At 58.0% G+C, this 16,477-nt stretch carries 17 protein-coding genes and 1 tRNA gene; 11 read left to right on the forward strand and 7 right to left on the reverse strand.

Features of this window, described 5'->3' with window-relative positions; translation table 11 throughout:
- Nucleotides 1–120: 120 nt before the first annotated feature.
- From D8U61_RS01580 to D8U61_RS01590, 3 genes are all read left to right on the forward strand, one after another.
- Nucleotides 121–1,326, forward strand: a complete 1,206-nt coding sequence (locus D8U61_RS01580) for an acetyl-CoA C-acetyltransferase (protein ID WP_130926306.1) — start codon at nt 121–123, stop codon at nt 1,324–1,326.
- A gap of 24 nt (nt 1,327–1,350) precedes the next feature.
- On the forward strand, nt 1,351–3,495 hold the full coding sequence (locus tag D8U61_RS01585) for a 3-hydroxyacyl-CoA dehydrogenase NAD-binding domain-containing protein (protein ID WP_130926307.1): 2,145 nt from the start codon (nt 1,351–1,353) through the stop codon (nt 3,493–3,495).
- Between the two features lie 92 nt (nt 3,496–3,587).
- The gene (locus D8U61_RS01590) at nt 3,588–4,316 is read left to right on the forward strand and encodes an amidotransferase (protein ID WP_130926308.1); all 729 of its coding nucleotides are present in this window, start codon (nt 3,588–3,590) and stop codon (nt 4,314–4,316) included.
- Between the two features lie 69 nt (nt 4,317–4,385).
- On the opposite strand, the gene D8U61_RS01595 is transcribed toward D8U61_RS01590, so the two are convergent.
- From D8U61_RS01595 to D8U61_RS01605, 3 genes are all read right to left on the reverse strand, one after another.
- Nucleotides 4,386–5,357, reverse strand: a complete 972-nt coding sequence (locus D8U61_RS01595; protein ID WP_016773794.1) for a magnesium and cobalt transport protein CorA — start codon at nt 5,355–5,357, stop codon at nt 4,386–4,388.
- A gap of 132 nt (nt 5,358–5,489) precedes the next feature.
- Nucleotides 5,490–6,212 carry a 1-acylglycerol-3-phosphate O-acyltransferase gene (locus D8U61_RS01600; protein WP_024012238.1) on the reverse strand — a complete coding sequence of 241 codons (723 nt, stop codon included), beginning with the start codon at nt 6,210–6,212 and terminating at the stop codon, nt 5,490–5,492.
- A gap of 220 nt (nt 6,213–6,432) precedes the next feature.
- Nucleotides 6,433–7,122: a crotonase/enoyl-CoA hydratase family protein gene (locus D8U61_RS01605; protein WP_065615173.1), complete on the reverse strand. Its 690-nt coding sequence runs from the start codon at nt 7,120–7,122 to the stop codon at nt 6,433–6,435.
- Nucleotides 7,123–7,418: 296 nt separating this feature from the next.
- Here D8U61_RS01605 and D8U61_RS01610 point away from each other — a divergent pair.
- From D8U61_RS01610 to D8U61_RS01625, 4 genes are all read left to right on the forward strand, one after another.
- Nucleotides 7,419–7,508, forward strand: a tRNA-Ser gene (locus D8U61_RS01610).
- A gap of 250 nt (nt 7,509–7,758) precedes the next feature.
- Entirely contained in the window at nt 7,759–8,190 is a 432-nt protein-coding gene (gene umuD, locus D8U61_RS01615; protein ID WP_130887521.1) for a translesion error-prone DNA polymerase V autoproteolytic subunit, read from the forward strand.
- Entirely contained in the window at nt 8,177–9,457 is a 1,281-nt protein-coding gene (locus D8U61_RS01620; RefSeq protein WP_130902528.1) for a Y-family DNA polymerase, read from the forward strand. Before umuD ends, D8U61_RS01620 begins: the two co-directional genes overlap by 14 nt.
- 68 nt (nt 9,458–9,525) lie before the next feature.
- The gene (locus D8U61_RS01625) at nt 9,526–9,846 is read left to right on the forward strand and encodes a YbjQ family protein (protein ID WP_016773801.1); all 321 of its coding nucleotides are present in this window, start codon (nt 9,526–9,528) and stop codon (nt 9,844–9,846) included.
- 57 nt (nt 9,847–9,903) lie between these two features.
- Here the strand turns inward: D8U61_RS01625 and D8U61_RS01630 are convergent, their stop codons facing one another.
- Complete coding sequence (locus D8U61_RS01630) at nt 9,904–10,182, reverse strand: hypothetical protein (RefSeq protein ID WP_056784095.1); 279 nt, start codon at nt 10,180–10,182, stop codon at nt 9,904–9,906.
- A 221-nt stretch (nt 10,183–10,403) separates the two neighbouring features.
- On the opposite strand from D8U61_RS01630, the gene D8U61_RS01635 reads away from it, so the two are divergent.
- The 4 genes from D8U61_RS01635 (at nt 10,404) to D8U61_RS27735 (ending at nt 12,105) form a co-directional block, all read left to right on the forward strand.
- A complete protein-coding gene (locus D8U61_RS01635) occupies nt 10,404–10,592 on the forward strand; it encodes a hypothetical protein (RefSeq protein WP_024012286.1) in 189 nt (62 codons plus the stop codon).
- 300 nt (nt 10,593–10,892) lie between these two features.
- A complete protein-coding gene (locus D8U61_RS01640) occupies nt 10,893–11,264 on the forward strand; it encodes a hypothetical protein (RefSeq protein WP_016773803.1) in 372 nt (123 codons plus the stop codon).
- 135 nt (nt 11,265–11,399) lie between these two features.
- A complete protein-coding gene (locus D8U61_RS01645) occupies nt 11,400–11,819 on the forward strand; it encodes a YMGG-like glycine zipper-containing protein (protein ID WP_024012287.1) in 420 nt (139 codons plus the stop codon).
- 118 nt (nt 11,820–11,937) lie between these two features.
- A complete protein-coding gene (locus tag D8U61_RS27735; RefSeq protein WP_016773805.1) occupies nt 11,938–12,105 on the forward strand; it encodes a hypothetical protein in 168 nt (55 codons plus the stop codon).
- Nucleotides 12,106–12,157: 52 nt separating this feature from the next.
- On the opposite strand, the gene D8U61_RS01650 is transcribed toward D8U61_RS27735, so the two are convergent.
- The 3 genes from D8U61_RS01650 to D8U61_RS01665 all read right to left on the reverse strand — a co-directional run.
- On the reverse strand, nt 12,158–12,550 hold the full coding sequence (locus D8U61_RS01650; protein ID WP_130887520.1) for a hypothetical protein: 393 nt from the start codon (nt 12,548–12,550) through the stop codon (nt 12,158–12,160).
- Between the two features lie 473 nt (nt 12,551–13,023).
- Complete coding sequence (locus tag D8U61_RS01660) at nt 13,024–13,419, reverse strand: Imm50 family immunity protein (RefSeq protein WP_130887519.1); 396 nt, start codon at nt 13,417–13,419, stop codon at nt 13,024–13,026.
- On the reverse strand, nt 13,416–16,477 hold a 3,062-nt coding region (locus D8U61_RS01665), incomplete at its 5' end, for an RHS repeat-associated core domain-containing protein (RefSeq protein WP_177433296.1). The genes D8U61_RS01660 and D8U61_RS01665, both read right to left, overlap by 4 nt.

Below are 16,477 nucleotides of genomic sequence, written 5' to 3' on the forward strand. Positions count from 1 at the left end.
CTGATGTCGGATGACCGTCCGTCTGAGCGTGTGCGTCAAGCGCTTTGAGCAATGTGGTCATTGCTTGCCAGTCGGCGCAGGGCGAAAGTGAAGTGACAATAAATCAGGTTCGAGGACGTCATGACTGAAGCTTTGATTTTCGATGCGTTGCGCACCCCGCGTGGCAAAGGCAAGGCCGATGGCGCGCTGCACAGCGTGAAGCCGGTCAACCTGGTGGCCGGTTTGCTGAGCGCCTTGCAGGCGCGCACCGCGCTGGACACCAGTCAGGTCGATGATGTCGTCCTCGGCTGCGTCACGCCGATCGGCGATCAAGGCTCGGACATCGCCAAGACGGCGGTGCAAGTGGCCGACTGGGACGTCTGCGTCGCCGGTGTGCAGATCAACCGTTTCTGCGCTTCCGGTCTGGAAGCCGTCAATCTTGGCGCGATGAAAGTGCGCTCGGGCTTCGAGGATCTGGTGGTGGTTGGCGGCGTCGAGTCGATGTCGCGGGTGCCAATGGGCAGCGATGGCGGCGCCTGGGCGCTGGACCCGCAGACCAACCTGCACAGCCATTTCACCCCGCAAGGTGTTGGCGCCGATCTCATCGCTACCCTCGAAGGCTTCAGCCGGCAGGACGTCGATGCCTACGCGCTGCACTCGCAGCAAAAAGCCGCACGAGCGCGGGCCGACGGCTCCTTCAACAAGTCGCTGGTGCCAGTGCAGGATCAGAACGGCATCATCCTGCTTGATCACGATGAGTTCATCCGCGCCGAATCGACCCTCGAAGGCCTGGGCAAGCTCAAGCCAAGTTTCGAAATGATCGGGCAGATGGGCTTTGACGCCACGGCGCTGCGGGTCTACAGCCATGTCGAGCGGATCAACCATGTGCACACGCCGGGCAACAGTTCCGGCATTGTCGACGGTGCGGCGCTGATGCTCATCGGCTCCGAAGCCAAGGGCCGCGCGCTGGGGCTGCAGCCACGCGCGCGTATCGTCGCCACGGCCGTCACCAGCACAGATCCGACCATCATGCTCACCGGCCCGGCGCCGGCGACTCGCAAAGCGCTGGCCAAGGCCGGACTGCGCGTGCAGGACATCGATCTGTTCGAGGTCAACGAAGCGTTTGCTTCGGTGGTGTTGAAATTCATCAAGGACATGGCCGTCGATCCCGGCAAGGTCAACGTCAACGGCGGCTCGATCGCCATGGGCCACCCGCTGGGCGCCACCGGTTGCGCGATCCTCGGCACCCTGCTTGATGAACTGGAAGCGCGGCATCTGCGCTACGGCCTGGCGACGCTGTGTGTCGGCGGCGGCATGGGCATTGCCACCATCATCGAACGCCTCTGAGCCCCGACTTCAAGGAACCCTGTTATGAGCGAAGCCATTCGTTACGAAAAAGGCCAGGACGGTATCGTCGTGCTGACCATGGATATGCCGGGCCAGAGCGCCAACACCATGAACGCCGTGTACCGCGAGGCCATGGCCGCTTGCGTTGCCCGCTTGCTGGCCGAGAAAGACAGCATTGCCGGAGTGATCATCACCTCGGCGAAGAAAACCTTTTTTGCCGGCGGCGACCTCAATGAACTGATCAAGGTCGGCAAGCCCGAAGCCAAAGCTTTCTACGACATGGTGCTGACCCTCAAGGCGCAATTGCGCAGCCTGGAAACCCTCGGCAAACCGGTGGTCGCGGCGATCAACGGCGCTGCGCTGGGCGGCGGCTGGGAGATCTGTCTGGCCTGTCACCACCGCATTGGTGTTGATGACGCCTCGGTGCAACTCGGTCTACCGGAAGTGACCTTGGGTCTTTTGCCGGGCGGCGGCGGGGTGGTGCGCATGGTGCGCATGCTCGGCATCGAAAAAGCCCTGCCGTACTTGCTTGAAGGCAAAAAAGTGCGCCCGCAACTGGCGTTGCAGGCCGGGCTGATTGATGAATTGGCAGCGGATCGCGATGAGCTGCTGGCCAAGGCGCGCGCCTGGATTCTCGCCAATCCGGCGGCAGTGCAGCGCTGGGACGTCAAGGGTTACCAGATTCCCGGCGGTACGCCATCGAACCCGAAAGTGGCGCAGATGCTGGCGATTGCGCCGTCGATCCTGCGCGCGAAAACCCAGGGCACTCTGCCGGCGCCGGAGAAGATTCTGTGCGCGGCGGTGGAGGGCGCTCAGGTCGATTTCGACACCGCGCACCTGATCGAAACCCGCTACTTCACCGAGCTGACGACCGGGCAAATCTCGAAAAACCTGATCGGTACGTTCTGGTTCCAGTTGAACGAGATCAACGCCGGCGGTTCAAGACCGCAAGGTTTTGCGCCCTATAAAACCCGCAAAGTCGGTGTGCTCGGCGCCGGAATGATGGGCGCAGGCATCGCGTTCGTCAGCGCCTCGGCCGGTATCGACGTCGTCCTCAAGGACATCAACCTTGCCGCTGCCGAGAAGGGCAAAGCGCATTCCGCAGCGCTGCTGGACAAGAAAGTTGCCCGTGGCCAAATGACTGCCGAACAGCGTGAAGCGGTGCTGGCGCGAATCGTTGCGAGCGAAAGTGATGCCGATCTGGCCGGTTGCGATCTGATCATCGAAGCGGTGTTCGAGGATCGCCAACTCAAAGCCAGGGTGTCCGCCGCCGCGCAACAGGTGGTGGGCGGCGAAGCGGTGATTGCTTCCAATACGTCGACGCTGCCGATCACCGGTCTGGCGACGGCAGTGCCCGATCAAAGCAAATTCATCGGCCTGCATTTCTTCAGTCCGGTAGAAAAAATGCCGCTGGTGGAAATCATCAAAGGTGCGCAGACCAGCGCCGAAACTCTCGCTCGCGGTTTCGATTTCGTTCTGCAAATCAAGAAAACTCCGATCGTGGTCAACGACAGTCGCGGCTTCTTTACCTCGCGGGTGTTCGGCACGTTCACCAACGAAGGCATTGCCATGCTCGGCGAGGGCGTCAGTGCGCCGATGATCGAGACCGAAGCGCGCAAGGCCGGGATGCCGGTCGGGCCTCTGGCAATCTCCGACGAAGTTTCCCTCAGCCTGATGAGCCATATCCGTCAACAGACGGCCAAGGACCTACAGGCTGAAGGGAAACCGCTGATTGAGCACCCGGCCTTTGCCGTGATTGACTTGATGCTCAATGAATTCAAGCGACCGGGTAAAGCTGCCGGAGGCGGTTTTTATGAGTATCCAGCCGGTGCCCAGAAGCATTTATGGCCGGAGCTGAAAACGCGCTTCGAGAAGGCAGACGGACAGATCTCTGCGAAGGATGTGCGTGATCGGCTGTTGTTTGTGCAGGCCATCGAAACCGTGCGCTGTGTGGAGGAGGGCGTGCTGACCTCGACGGCGGATGCCAACGTCGGCTCGATCTTCGGCATCGGTTTCGCCGCGTGGACCGGCGGGGCGCTGCAGTTCATCAACCAGTATGGCCTGAAGGACTTCATCGCCCGCGCGCAGTATCTGGCCGAGCAGTACGGCGAGCGCTTTACTCCGCCAGCGCTGCTGCTGGACAAAGCGGCGAAAGGTGAAATGTTCTAAGGCCAGCGAGCATTTCGGGGCTTGCCTTGGCCACGTGTTTCAAGGCAGGCTCTGGGGTGTTCATTATTCCCATCACGTGTCAGGTATTTTTTATGTCGCTGCGCATCTGCATTCTCGAAACCGACATCCTGCGGCCCGAATTGATTGACCAATATCAGGGCTATGGGCAGATGTTCCAGCGCCTGTTCTCGCAGCAACCGATCGCCGCTGAGTTCACTGTCTATAACGTGGTGAAGGGTGAATATCCAAGCGACGACGAGATTTTCGATGCGTATCTGGTCACTGGCAGCAAGGCCGATTCGTTCGGCACGGATCCGTGGATCCAGACCCTCAAGACCTATCTTCTGAATCGCTACGAACGCGGCGACAAATTGCTCGGCGTGTGCTTCGGCCATCAATTGCTGGCGCTATTGCTTGGTGGCAAGAGTGAGCGTGCGTCCCAAGGCTGGGGCGTCGGCACTCACAGCTACCAGCTGGCAGCCAAGGCGCCGTGGATGAGCCCGGTGCGCGAAGAGCTGACACTGCTGATCAGCCACCAGGACCAGGTCACCGAACTACCGGAAAACGCGACTGTGATCGCCTCCAGCGATTTCTGCCCGTTCGCGGCTTATCACATCAACGACCAGGTGCTGTGCTTCCAGGGCCACCCGGAATTCATTCACGATTACTCCCGCGCGCTCCTTGATCTGCGCCAGGAAGCGCTGGGCTCGCAGATTTACAGCAAAGGCATGGCCAGCCTTGAGCAGGAACATCATGGCGCTACGGTTGCGGAGTGGATGATGCGCTTCGTGGCGCACAAACCGGAAGCGGCTCAACGCTAAAAGGGTCTGCTTCCACAATCCCTGTGGGAGCGAGCCTGCTCGCGAATATCCGGGGCAACGCGGTCCCGGCTACAGCCACCCGGACCGCTTGAAACTCGCCCACAAACTCACACAGCCCACCGCGATAAACCCCAGCACCGCAAAATAACCGTAATGCCAGGTCAATTCCGGCATGTTCTGGAAGTTCATCCCGTAAATCCCCGCCACCGCCGTCGGGAACGCCAGAATCGCCGCCCACGCCGCAAACTTGCGCTGCACCACGCTCTGCCGTGATGCCTCGAGCAACACGCCAATCTCGATGGTCTGGCTGGCAATGTCCGCCAGCGTGCTCAGGTCTTCCATCTGCCGCGTCACGTGAATCTGCACATCGCGAAAGTACGGGCGCATGTTCTTGTCGATAAACGGGAAACTGAGCTTTTGCAGCTCTTCGCCGATTTCCACCATCGGCGCCGCATATCGACGCAAGCGCACCACATCACGGCGCAAACCGTGCAGCTTCTGGATGTCTCGCTCGTTGAGGGCGCTGCACAGCACGTTGCGCTCCAACTCATCGATCTCGGCGTGGATCGCTTCGCCCACCGGCTGATAGTTCTCGATGACGAAATCGAGCAGCGCATACAGGACGAAATCCTCCCCGTGCTCGAGCAACAACGGGCGCGCTTCACAGCGCTGGCGCACATAGGCGTACGACGCAGAGTGGCCGTTGCGTGCAGTGATGATGTAACCCCTGCCGGCGAAGATATGCGTTTCGATAAATTGCAAAACGCCGTTTTCGCGGACCGGCGAGTAGGTGACGATAAACAGAGCGTCACCAAAGGTTTCCAGTTTCGGTCGGCTGTGTTTTTCCAGCGCGTCTTCGATCGCCAGTTCATGCAGGTTGAACTGACGTTGCAGGTTGGATAATTCCTGTGCATCCGGTTCTTCCAGACCGATCCACACGAAGTGCCCGGGTTTGGCCGCCCACGCAGCACCTTCGTCCAGCGCAATATTGGTGACTTTCTTACCCTCGCTGTACACCGCAGCAGCAACAACTCGACCCATGGTGGTGATTCACTTCTTCTTGGCAGATGGCAGGGGAACAAGGCTTCAGCTTAGCCGTGTCGCTGCTTGAGAGTCAGTGAAACTTCTACAGTTCACCCGGCAAAAGAAAACCCGCACAGGGCGGGTCTTGTTTCATGCGGCTTGCAGTTGCCGATCCATCGACTCGATACACTCGCGCATCTGCTCGCGGCATCGCTCAATCAGCATAGGCATGTCGTCCATGGTCAATCCGACTGTAGGAATCGCCGGCAAGGAACGTATGAGAACGTTGCCGCTGCGCCAGCGATTCAGGCGCATGTGCTTTATATAGCTGCTCACGCACACCGGAACGATCGGCACGCCGGCGGCAATTGCCATCTGGAACGCGCCTTTCTTGAACGGCAGCAAATCTTCACCGAGGTTGCGGGTGCCTTCCGGAAACACCCAGATCGAGGTGTCTTCATTCTGCAAGGTGTGGGTGGTCGTCAGCATCGACTGCCGCGCCTTGTGCGCATTGCCACGGTCGATCAACACATTGCCGGCCAGCCAGAACAACTGGCCGAACAACGGCACCCACTTCAGGCTTTTCTTGCCGATACACACGGTGCGGCGGGGGACGACATTGCCGAACACGAACAGATCGTAGTTGGACTGATGGTTGGCAATGATCACGCAACTGTCGGGCTTGTTCATCAAGCCGTTGACCTCGGACCTGACCCGCAAACGCAAGATACACATCGCCGGCAAAGCGTAGAGACGGGCGCAGAGTCGGCTGTTGTCCGGGTTGAACGGGCGGCACAGTCCAAGGATCACGCCGAGCACGCCGGCCAGAATAAAGTGCAGGCCCATCAACAACATACGAAACACAAACAGCATTTTTGCAGGCCCACCGGGACAAAAGGTGGCGCAGTGTACGGATGTGCACTGTTTTCGGCAATTGCCGCTATAGAGTCCGGAGATGGCCGATGTTTAAGCGCATGTTTCAGTATTGCCTGTCAGGCGCGTCCTAGAGCTTTCCGCGAATCTTCGACGTGTGACGTAAGAAAAAGCCCGACACGAGGGTCGGGCTTTTTCTTACCGGCAGATCCTGGACGAGTCAGCCCAGATGTTGCTGATCCTGCAGGATCGCGTCGTCGAGGGTTTCCAGCAGTTGCTTGCGCACTTTCAGCTTGGTGTTCTTGTGCGCGAGCATGTTGATCTTCTTCAACTGCCGCGCGGCAGCCAGCGCGGCGCCCTGCAATTCTTCGGCAGTGACGACTTTGTCGAGGAAGCCTGCATCAACGGCACTTTTCGGATCGAACATCTCGCCATTGATCACCGACCGATGGAAAGCCGAACGCCGCAAACGGTCGCGTGCCAGCTCAATACCGGCGTGGTGCATGGTCATGCCGATCTGCACTTCGTTCAGGCCGATGCTGAACGGCCCGTCGACACCGATGCGGTAATCGGCGGACAACAGCAGGAAAGCGCCCTTGGCCACAGCGTGCCCCGGGCAAGCAACGATCACCGGGAACGGGTGAGAGAGCAGGCGGCGGGCCAGGGTCGAACCGGCCGTCACCAGCGCAACGGCTTCTTTCGGGCCGGCGGTCATCACCTTCAGGTCATAGCCACCCGAAAGAATCCCCGGCTGCCCGGTAATGATCACCACGGCGCGATCCGCCACCGCCTGATCCAGCGCCGCGTTAAACGCCGCAATCACATCCGGAGAAATCGCGTTGACCTTGCCATTGTTCAGGGTCAGGGTCGCGATACCGTCTTCGAGGTGGTAGGCAATCAACTCGCTCATGACGCTATTCCTTATTAGAAAGATGGGCAGACGTTACCCACCGCCGCAGGCCAGGTAAAGCGCCGTGACTGACCTGCCAGTCACCGTTTTGCGCTTCGGCCAGCGCGCCACGCGTGTTGCCCCCTATAAAGGAAGCGCGTCGATAACCTGAGATTGGCGGGTTTGCCATCGCTCCTCTCGGATGAAAGCATCGCGCTCTCTTAAGCGCATGAAAATTCTGAAAAAAAGTTTGCCATCGCAAAAGCTTTCGACTACATTAGCGCGCCTCGACAGACAGAACATGTCTGCAGAGATACGGTGAAGTGTCCGAGTGGCTTAAGGAGCACGCCTGGAAAGTGTGTATACAGGAAACTGTATCGAGAGTTCGAATCTCTCCTTCACCGCCACATTCAGTAAACACAAACCCCTGATTTTCCTAGAGAAAGTCGGGGGTTTGTGGTTTTTGGTGTCTGGAAAATGGTCACATGGGACCGTTGGTGCTCGGCATCCATGAAATGTGTTTTGGTGATCATTCTCTCTCCAAAGCTATACAAACCCCTGTCACCCGTCGAAATCTCCTACACGCCTCATTGACCCCCCGAACCGTCCCGAGTTTACTGTATGCGCATACAGTAAATTCACTATCAGGTTCGTATCATGAGCGTCACCATCCTCGGCCCTTTGTCAGGCGCGGGCGAAAAGCTTGCGCTGTATTCTTTTCGGATTCCCGCCGGTTTTCCTTCGCCGGCGGCTGATCACATTGAAAAGCACATCTCTCTGGACGAGGTTTTTGATATTCGTGCACCGCACGTTTATCTGGCGAAGATCGAAGGCGAGAGCATGCAGGACGCGGGGATATTTTGCGGTGATCTGGTGATCGTCGATCGCAGCCTGAATGCCGAGCACGGCGATATCGTCATCGCCGGTCTCAACTCCGAACCCATCTGCAAGCGTCTGCATATGCGCGACAACACCATCATCCTTCTTTCGGCCAACAGCAAATATCCGCCTCGCTACGTGATGGAAGGGGATGAGCTGGTGATCTGGGGTGTGGTGACTTACAGCGTGCGCGACCATGGCAAACCGTGAGCAGGTCTTCGCGCTGATCGATTGCAACAGCTTCTATGCCAGCTGTGAGCGAGTGTTCCGGCCCGATCTGGCGAAGACGCCGATTGTCGTGCTGAGCAATAACGATGGCTGCGTGATTGCCCGGAGTTATGACGCCAAGCCCTTTGTGAAAATGGGCGCGCCGTATTTCCAGATTCGCGATGATTTGCGCCGCCATGGCATTCAGGTGTTCAGCAGTAATTACGCCTTGTACGGCGACATGAGCGAACGGGTGATGACGATCATCGAATCCATGGTGCCGGCGGTCGAGGTGTACAGCATTGATGAGGCGTTCGCCGATCTCAGCGGCATCCCTGGGGACCTGACCGCGTTTGGCCGAACCATCCGCTCTGCTGTTTATAAGCGCACGGGCATCCCTGTGGGCGTCGGCATCGCCCCGACGAAAACGCTGGCCAAGCTCGCCAACCACACTGCCAAACGCTTGCAAGCGCATACCGGCGGCGTGGTCGACATCTGCGATCCGTCCAAACGCGACTGGGTGCTGCGCAATACCGATGTCGGTGAAGTGTGGGGCGTCGGGCGGCGGATGAAAGCTCATCTGGAAAGCATGCAGATCAGAAGCGCAATGGACCTGGCGAAGGCCGATCCGTGGACGCTGCGGCGCAAGTTCAGCGTGGTGATCGAGAAGACCGCGCGCGAACTGGGTGGCACATCCTGTCTGGAACTGTCGGAAACAGAACCGCCGAAGCAGGAAATTTGCAGCAGCCGCATGTTTGGCAATCGTTTGACTACCATCGAACCGATCAAGGAAGCCGTGGCGACTTATGTGCACCGAGCGGCGGAAAAGCTGCGTGCGCAGAATTCGCTGTGCAAGAAGATCCGCGTGAGTATCCGCACCGGCATGTTTAATCCCGAGGAGGCGAAGTACGCCAATGGCGCGCTGATCGAGTTGCCTTATCCGACCAATGATGTGCGATTGCTGAGCAAGGTCGCGAGCGAGGCGGTTGATCGATTGTTCCGGCCGGGCTTCAAGTACAGCAAGGCTGAAGTGTTATTGATGGATCTTCGGCAGCCCGGAGAGTTTACCGACGACTTGTTTGCCCAGTCGCAACCGCAGACGGCGGAGAAGGTGATGGGGGTGCTCGACCAGATCAATCAGCGCTGGGGGCATGGAACGTTGCGAGCGGGAAGTGTGCCGGCGGATCCGGCCTGGGGCATGCGGCGGGAGATGATGAGTTCGAGTTTTACGACGAAGCTGGATCAATTGTGGGTCGTTAAATCCAATTGAGGCACGGGCCAGATCTGGTGCCGCGTTACAATCGCTGCCTTCACTTATGCAGTAAAGGGACGACTTTCATGATCATTTCCACCACTCATTCCGTCGAGGGGCGGCAGATCACGGCCTATCTGGACATTGTCAGCGCCGAGTCTGTGCAAGGGGTCAACGTGATCCGCGATATGTTCGCCGGCATGCGCGACTTCTTTGGCGGGCGCTCGCAGACGTTGGAGCGGGCTCTTAAAGAAGCACGCATTCAGGCAACCGACGAACTGAAGGATCGGGCGCGGGCATTGCAGGCTGACGCGGTGGTCGGCGTGGACTTCGAGATCAGTATGCCGGCAGGCAAGGGTGGCATGGTTGTCGTGTTTGTGACCGGAACGGCGGTGAAGCTGCGCTGATCATTGCGTTCAAGGCAAAGCCCACTCGCACAACGAATGGGCTTTTTTCCGCGTCAATCAGCCCTGAGGCTTGAGCAACACAGCGCCTCTTGAGTCATAGGTCAGCGGTGTATCGATGGCAACGAGGGGCGGTGTCCCGTCAGGCTGCGCCGATGGTGCGGGCTCGCTGGGATGGTAGACGACGCCCGGCTGCAGAAGCGGTTTGTCCGGGTATTTGATGGTGATTTCACCCGAGGCGATCTTTTCCTTGAGTTTTTCCGCACCGGCCTTGCCGGCAGCGATCTGCTCGTCCGTGAGTTTTACGACTGGCATGTTCGGGAATCCATTGATTTGCATGACCTCTCCTTGAGATTCATTTGTAGGAGTAAGGGCAGCGGCCGTTCGATGGAAATCTTTAGCGAATGATCGCTCGCGACACTTTTTTCCATTCGTCGGTGATCAGCCTTTCTGAACAGCAAGTCCAGTAGTGACCAGCTAGTCTAAAAAGCGCTGAGGGACGATATTTTCCAGGCAAAACTGTTTTGCCGGTGTCGGCCCGGTTGCGTAGGGGAGAGTCTATGTCAGGTCCATTTATCGAAGATGATGGCGCTGAGTTTTCATTCAACAACTGTGTGCGCTGCGGTCAGTCGGAGTATCAGTCGGGGTTTGGCGAGGATCCGGTCAGCATCGGCAAAATCAAATCCACGGCCCCAAAAGGGCCGAAAGCAAAATTCCTGCCCAAGGTCACGGCAAGGACCAGAAAGTGATTTCATCCCGCACCCCGTCACTGAACGGGGTTTTTTATGTGCGCAAGAATGAGGGGGCGGGCATTGACATTAATGTCGGTTTTTTTTCACAAACTTTTCACGTTGGCGAACGTAGTGTGAAGCCATCCGTTAGAAAGCAAGTCTCCAGCCCGTCTCCCCAGCGGGCTTTTTTTTGCCCGGCATAAAACCTTTTCCCTGATCGCGGTCCAATCGACGCTGTCGCCTGCGTCTGGACTTTCCTGCGCCGAGCGCATTAAATCCCGCTCCTTTTCGTCATCCCGTTTATTTGAGGTTTTCGTCATGCGTTTAACACTGCCTGCTCTGGTTCTTGGCCTTCTGGTTGCTCAAGGTGCGATGGCTGCCGGTGATGGCACCGCGGCGCTGGGCGGTGGCCTGGGTGGCGCGCTGGGTAACGTGGTCGGTCAGAAAATGGGCGGCAGCACCGGTGCCGCCATTGGTGCTGGCGTCGCGGGCGCAGCAGGCAGTGCCGTCGCGGCACGCAAGGGCAGCCGTACCAAAGCGGCGATCGGCGGCGGTGTCGGTGCAGCCGGTGGTTCGGTGATCGGCAACAGCCTGGGCGGCCGCAACGGCGCCACCATCGGTGCAGGTCTGGGCGGCGCGGCCGGCGGTGCCGTCGGCAGCAACCTGGGCAAAGGTCACAAGCGCCACTGAGACTGATGGCCTGTCAGAAAAAGCCCGACTCGATGTCGGGCTTTTTCATGGCTGAACGTTTCGTGCGAAATCATCTCCAATCTGCATACGCCCCGCTTGGGCGGACTGTCCCGATTCGGGAACTGCGAGGTTCATATGCGATTGTCATTATCTGCACTGTTTTTTGGCTTGGTCGTGGCGCAGGGCGCGATGGCGGCCGGAGACGGCACCGCTGCCGTAGGCGGTGGTCTCGGCGGTGCGCTGGGTAATGTGGTTGGCGGACAACTTGGCGGCAGCACGGGCGCAGCGGTCGGCGCAGGTGTTGGCGGCGCGGCGGGCAGTGCCGTCGGCGCGAACAAACGCAACCGCACCGAAGCCGCGATCGGCGGCGGTCTTGGCGCAGCAGGCGGCTCGGTCGTCGGCAACAGCCTCGGCGGCTCCACCGGCTCCGCCATTGGCGCAGGCCTTGGCGGCGCAGCAGGCGGCGCGGTAGGTAACAATCTTGGCGACGACGACGGCGGATCTCATTCAGGCGGCCACAAGCACAAGAACAAACACAAAAATAAACATCGCTGATTGATCAACGGAAACCCGGTCTGGCGCCGGGTTTTTCGTGTCTGGCAGTCAGAAAGAGGAACGTTTGGCCGTAGGGCTTTTCGAACGTCATACATCCCACGCGATCAAGAGGTTCGCCATGACTCCTGAAACCGAAGGCAAAGAAGAGAAGGGTCCGAGTGGATTGCCGTTTATCAATGATCCGGGCAATGAAGATCCGGGCTCGCTGATGGATGATGCGACGGTGCCGTTGAATGATGCGGATGAGGCGGATATGGAGTATGAGGAGGATGGGGATGAGCAGTGAATGGGGTGTTGAAAATTTGAGTTATCGCTTAAGGGCCTGACTCAGCAGGCCCCTACAGAGGCCCAGTTCCTCGGAACGAAACGTCGATTCTGTGTGCTGTAATTTTCACAAACTGCCCGTTGAGATGCGGAAAATCGAAGTGAATATCTTGATCCGCAAATTCGACGAATGACTTAAAGGTATCGCCTTCTAAGCGCCCATGAATCTCACATGAGAAACCATCGTCAAGCATCTCGACACGTGTTTCGATGCTTTCACATATTGAGATGTCTATTTCGTCCGGCAGTACCATTTCGAACTCGGCTGAGTAGTTCTCACCTACTTCAATGACTGAGGGGCAGTGGCCTGCGAAACATCTCACAGTCACACCGTTGACGCTGAGCAGTAGCATTTCCTCAATGATTGGGTCGATCTCGACAATACGCGCGGAATATTTGTTAGTCATCTGCGAGCCATGCTCTCGTTTTCAGAGGTTTTGCGGCGGGTCGATTAGTTCATAGAGGTCATCGGAGGGCGATATTTTTTTGATTCTGCCTGAGCCTAGATAAGTCTTGAACTCGCTCTCAAGAAAACTGATGTCAGTGTATTTTTGTACTCTTCAGACCTGTCGGCGGCGTACATATAAAGACGCCACACGTCAAAGCCGTCGATCCTGTTGTTTGGCCCGTAATCGAAATCTACTAACTCTGTGGGAAAATGGATAGCACATCCTACACCATGTAACCCATACTCCAGTCCATCAATAATTTCTCCGCAACGCTCTATCTGGAAACTTTGTCAGAGCCTAAGAATGTTTCGTGTACCAAATTTTTTTCTGCAGCAGCGTTGTTCCTTCTTCGACTTTACTGAGGAAACCTTTGATTAAGTCCTCAAGAGACAAAATGTCACCTGCAAAAGAGCGCTTGATTATTGAATGGTCTAGAAAGGTGTTTCTGTTAAGTACACACTTGGCTCTCTCAATCTTAATGATGATGTAGTGAATTTTAACTCTGACGACATGGATGTGGCGGAAACAGAGTACCTATCCCCAATGAGTTGGATGGATAGGTTTAATGTTTCTTGCGTTGGAATGTTTGATGTTGTCAAGCCTCGAACTTCACTGCACGTTATTCCGATACGGCAAGCATTGTATCCTATTAGATCCCATTTCTTTGGAGGAGTGTCTGGTGTTTCCCTGATGTCAAATGCCAAGGTCAGTGTTGAAAGGTTATTGTCTATGTTCAGGGCGAATAGCTTAATCTCTGAGATAGGTATATGTCTGCTGAATACCATATTGAAAAGTTTGCTGCCCTCTATTTCGTTCCAGTTTTTCATGGTGATCTCCTGAATGGGTAATGATCGCTTGTGTTTTTTACCTTGCCATTCCGCCTGTCATCCGCAGGTCGCACATTTATGTGAGGGCCTTGATCTCCCCGGTTATTTATATCTCCGTATTTATGGCCTGCGGAATGATCTTGGAGGATCAATATAAAGCCATCCTCTCTGGTGTATTTATATTCCCGAGTTATGATTGGCATTCCACTACTGTCCAAGATGTTATTGCCCTTCCTATCTGTCATGTTGGCATAAGTGAATTGCTTCTGCTTGCCGCTAACCTCATCGACTTGAATGTCGGGCTGTTGCCCTTTTGGTATTCCCGAGTCAAGTTTTGCCTTTCTGAACGCGCCTCGCCGAGAAACCAGTGGGGGCTCGATTTCATTAGGTTTTGGACAGCCGGTCGTTTTTCGGCCTTTTGGCGGGCAGTTCGACGTCAACCCCAACGGATCCACCCACCCCGTCGGATTCGGCACGTACTGGTACTGATTCAACCCACCGGCCAGCTTCACCGGATCCGGCGTCAGATACCGCCCTAACCTAGGGTCGTAATACCGATGGCGGTTGTAATGCAGCCCACTTTCAACATCGAAATACTGCCCCTGAAAGCGCAGCGGTTGATCCAGATAGTCTTCGCCGGCCAGGGTGACGGCGGCGACTTTGCCGTAGGCGTCGTATTGGGCGGACCAGACGATTTCGCCGCTGTAGTCGGTGAGTTCCTGTGGGGTGCCTAGGTGGTCGAGTTGGTAGTAGAACGGGCAGGCCTTTTTCGGGCCTTTGCCGTCGAGCATCGCCAGTGGGCGGAAGGTGCCGGGTTCGTAGAGGAAGCTGCGGTATTGCGTGGCGCTGCTTTCGGCGACGAGGTGTTCGCCTTGCCAGAAGAATTCGGTGACGGCGCTGTCGACGGTTTTGCGGATGCGCCGGCCGAAGGCGTCGTAGTGATAAGTGGCGGTCTGGCCGTCAGGGCGGGTCAGGCCGATCAGGCGGTGCTGGCAGTCGTAGCGGTATTCGGTGACCAGGGTCTGGCCGTGGCCACGGCGTTCGCGGATCAGGTTGCCGAAGGCGTCGTAGTCGTAATGGCGGTCGCCCTGCATCAGCAGGCGGTTGCCTTTGATCTGCGCGGGACCGGGGCGGTCCTGCATCAGCAGGTTGCCGGCCGGGTCGTGGGCGAAGGATTCGGGCAGTTCGTCGCGTGAGTGACGTACGCGGATCAACCGGTCGAGGGCGTCGTAGCCGTAGGTGCGCTGGCCGTGGCGGCTGTCAGCAATGTGCTCAAGATTGCCGTTGGCGCTGTAGGCATAATCGCGGCGGTACAGCGAGGCGTGGCGATGGCCTACAGCGTGGGCGAGCAAGCGGCCCTGATCGTCGTAGGAGTATTCGCTGAGCAGCAGACCTTGCTGGCGTTGCTGTTCGCGACCCGACTGATACACATGCCGGGTCAGCGGCGTACCGTTGAGGTCGATGGCGCTCAGCGCACCGCCCTTGGCGTAGTGATAGTCGAGCTTGCTGTTGTCCGGCAGGCGCAGGCGTTTGAGCTGGCCGCAGGCGTCATAGGCGTAGCGCAAGGTGCCCCAGCCCTGATGCTCGGTGATCAGCCGATCCTGACGGTCGTACTCGAACGCCAGCGGATGGTTCTGGCCGTCATCGACACCGATCAACCGACCGAGGCGGTCGTAGTCATAGCGGATCTTGGCGCCATCGGGCAGGGTCTTGACCAGCAAACGTCCAGCCGCGTCGCGCTCGTACCGGGTGACCAGACTTGGACCGAAATCACCAAACTCGGTCTTCTCCAGCAGATGCCCATTGAGATCGTAGGCATACGCAGTCCGGCGTCCATCAAACCCGGTTTCCTGTCGGATCAATCCGGTCGGCGTGTAATCCAGTCGGTATTTTTCGCCCGATTCGTTTTCAATCTCGGTCAGCAACAGCCGCGCATGGTCATAGCGATACTGCACGCGGGTGCCGTCAGGATTGATCCGCCGCGAGACCAGGTGCAAATCATCGTCATATTCATAGCGGGTGATGCGCCCGAGTTCATCGCGCTCAGCGGTGATCTGCCCGTAGGCGCCATAGCTGTAGGCGCGCGTGCTGCCCGTAGGAGAAGTCGTCAGGATCAGTCGGCCGGCCGCGTCCCACTGCTGACGACTGACGACACCAAATTCGTCCTGGGTGGTAATCCGCCGGCCCAGCGCATCGTAGGAAAAGCGCCGCACGCCGCCATCGGGCAGGGTTTCTTCGATGAGCTGGCCGAGCTCGTTCCACACCCAGCGGTGGCGGCTGCTGTCCGGATAACGCAGCGACAGCAATTGCCCGCGCAGGTTGTAGTAGTAATGGGTGACCTGGCCGTCGGGATCGACCGCTTCGGTGACGGCGCCTTCAGCGTTGCGCCGGTAGATCCACACCGCCTCACCACGGCAACGCTTGTAGAGAAAACCGTTGCGGTACTCGTAGGACGTTGGTGCATCGTCCGGCGGAATCAGCGCGATCAGCCGTCCAAGTTCGTCGTAGCGGTATTCGGTAACCGCGCCCAACGCATCCTGCTCGGCGATCAAGCGCCCCTGCTGGTCATAGGCCTTGAGCTGCTCGCCGCCATCGGCCGCAACCTGGCGCACCAGCCGCGCCCGCTCGTCGTGGACGTAGACTTCTTCGGTGCCGTCGACGTAATGCACGGTCACGCTGGCGTCGTCATCGTTCCAGACGTAACGGGTGTTCATCTGCGAGAACGAAGCCCAGTGCCTCACGCAGCGGGCGGCTTTGCCCTCACGCTGCCACTCCCAGAAGAAGCTCGCACCGCCAGTCAGCTGGCGCTGGAGGATGACGTGGTGATCGTCGTAGTCGTAGCGCTCGCTGTCGCGGACCGCGTTGGTCGCAACCAGCAGGCGTTGCCGGGCATCGAAGCTGTAGGTGGCGAGGTTTTGCTCGGTGATCCACTCGCCCTGAACAAACACCTGATAATCGACCGCCACCAGTTGCGCGCGGTCATACCGCAACAGCAGCGCGCGGCCGGCGCCGTTGTCCAGACGCTGAATGCGGTCGGAGCGATCGCGTTGCAGGGTCA

The sequence above is a fragment of the Pseudomonas sp. Sample_14 genome, assembly GCF_004307515.1.
Taxonomy (GTDB): Bacteria; Pseudomonadota; Gammaproteobacteria; order Pseudomonadales; family Pseudomonadaceae; genus Aquipseudomonas; species Aquipseudomonas atacamensis.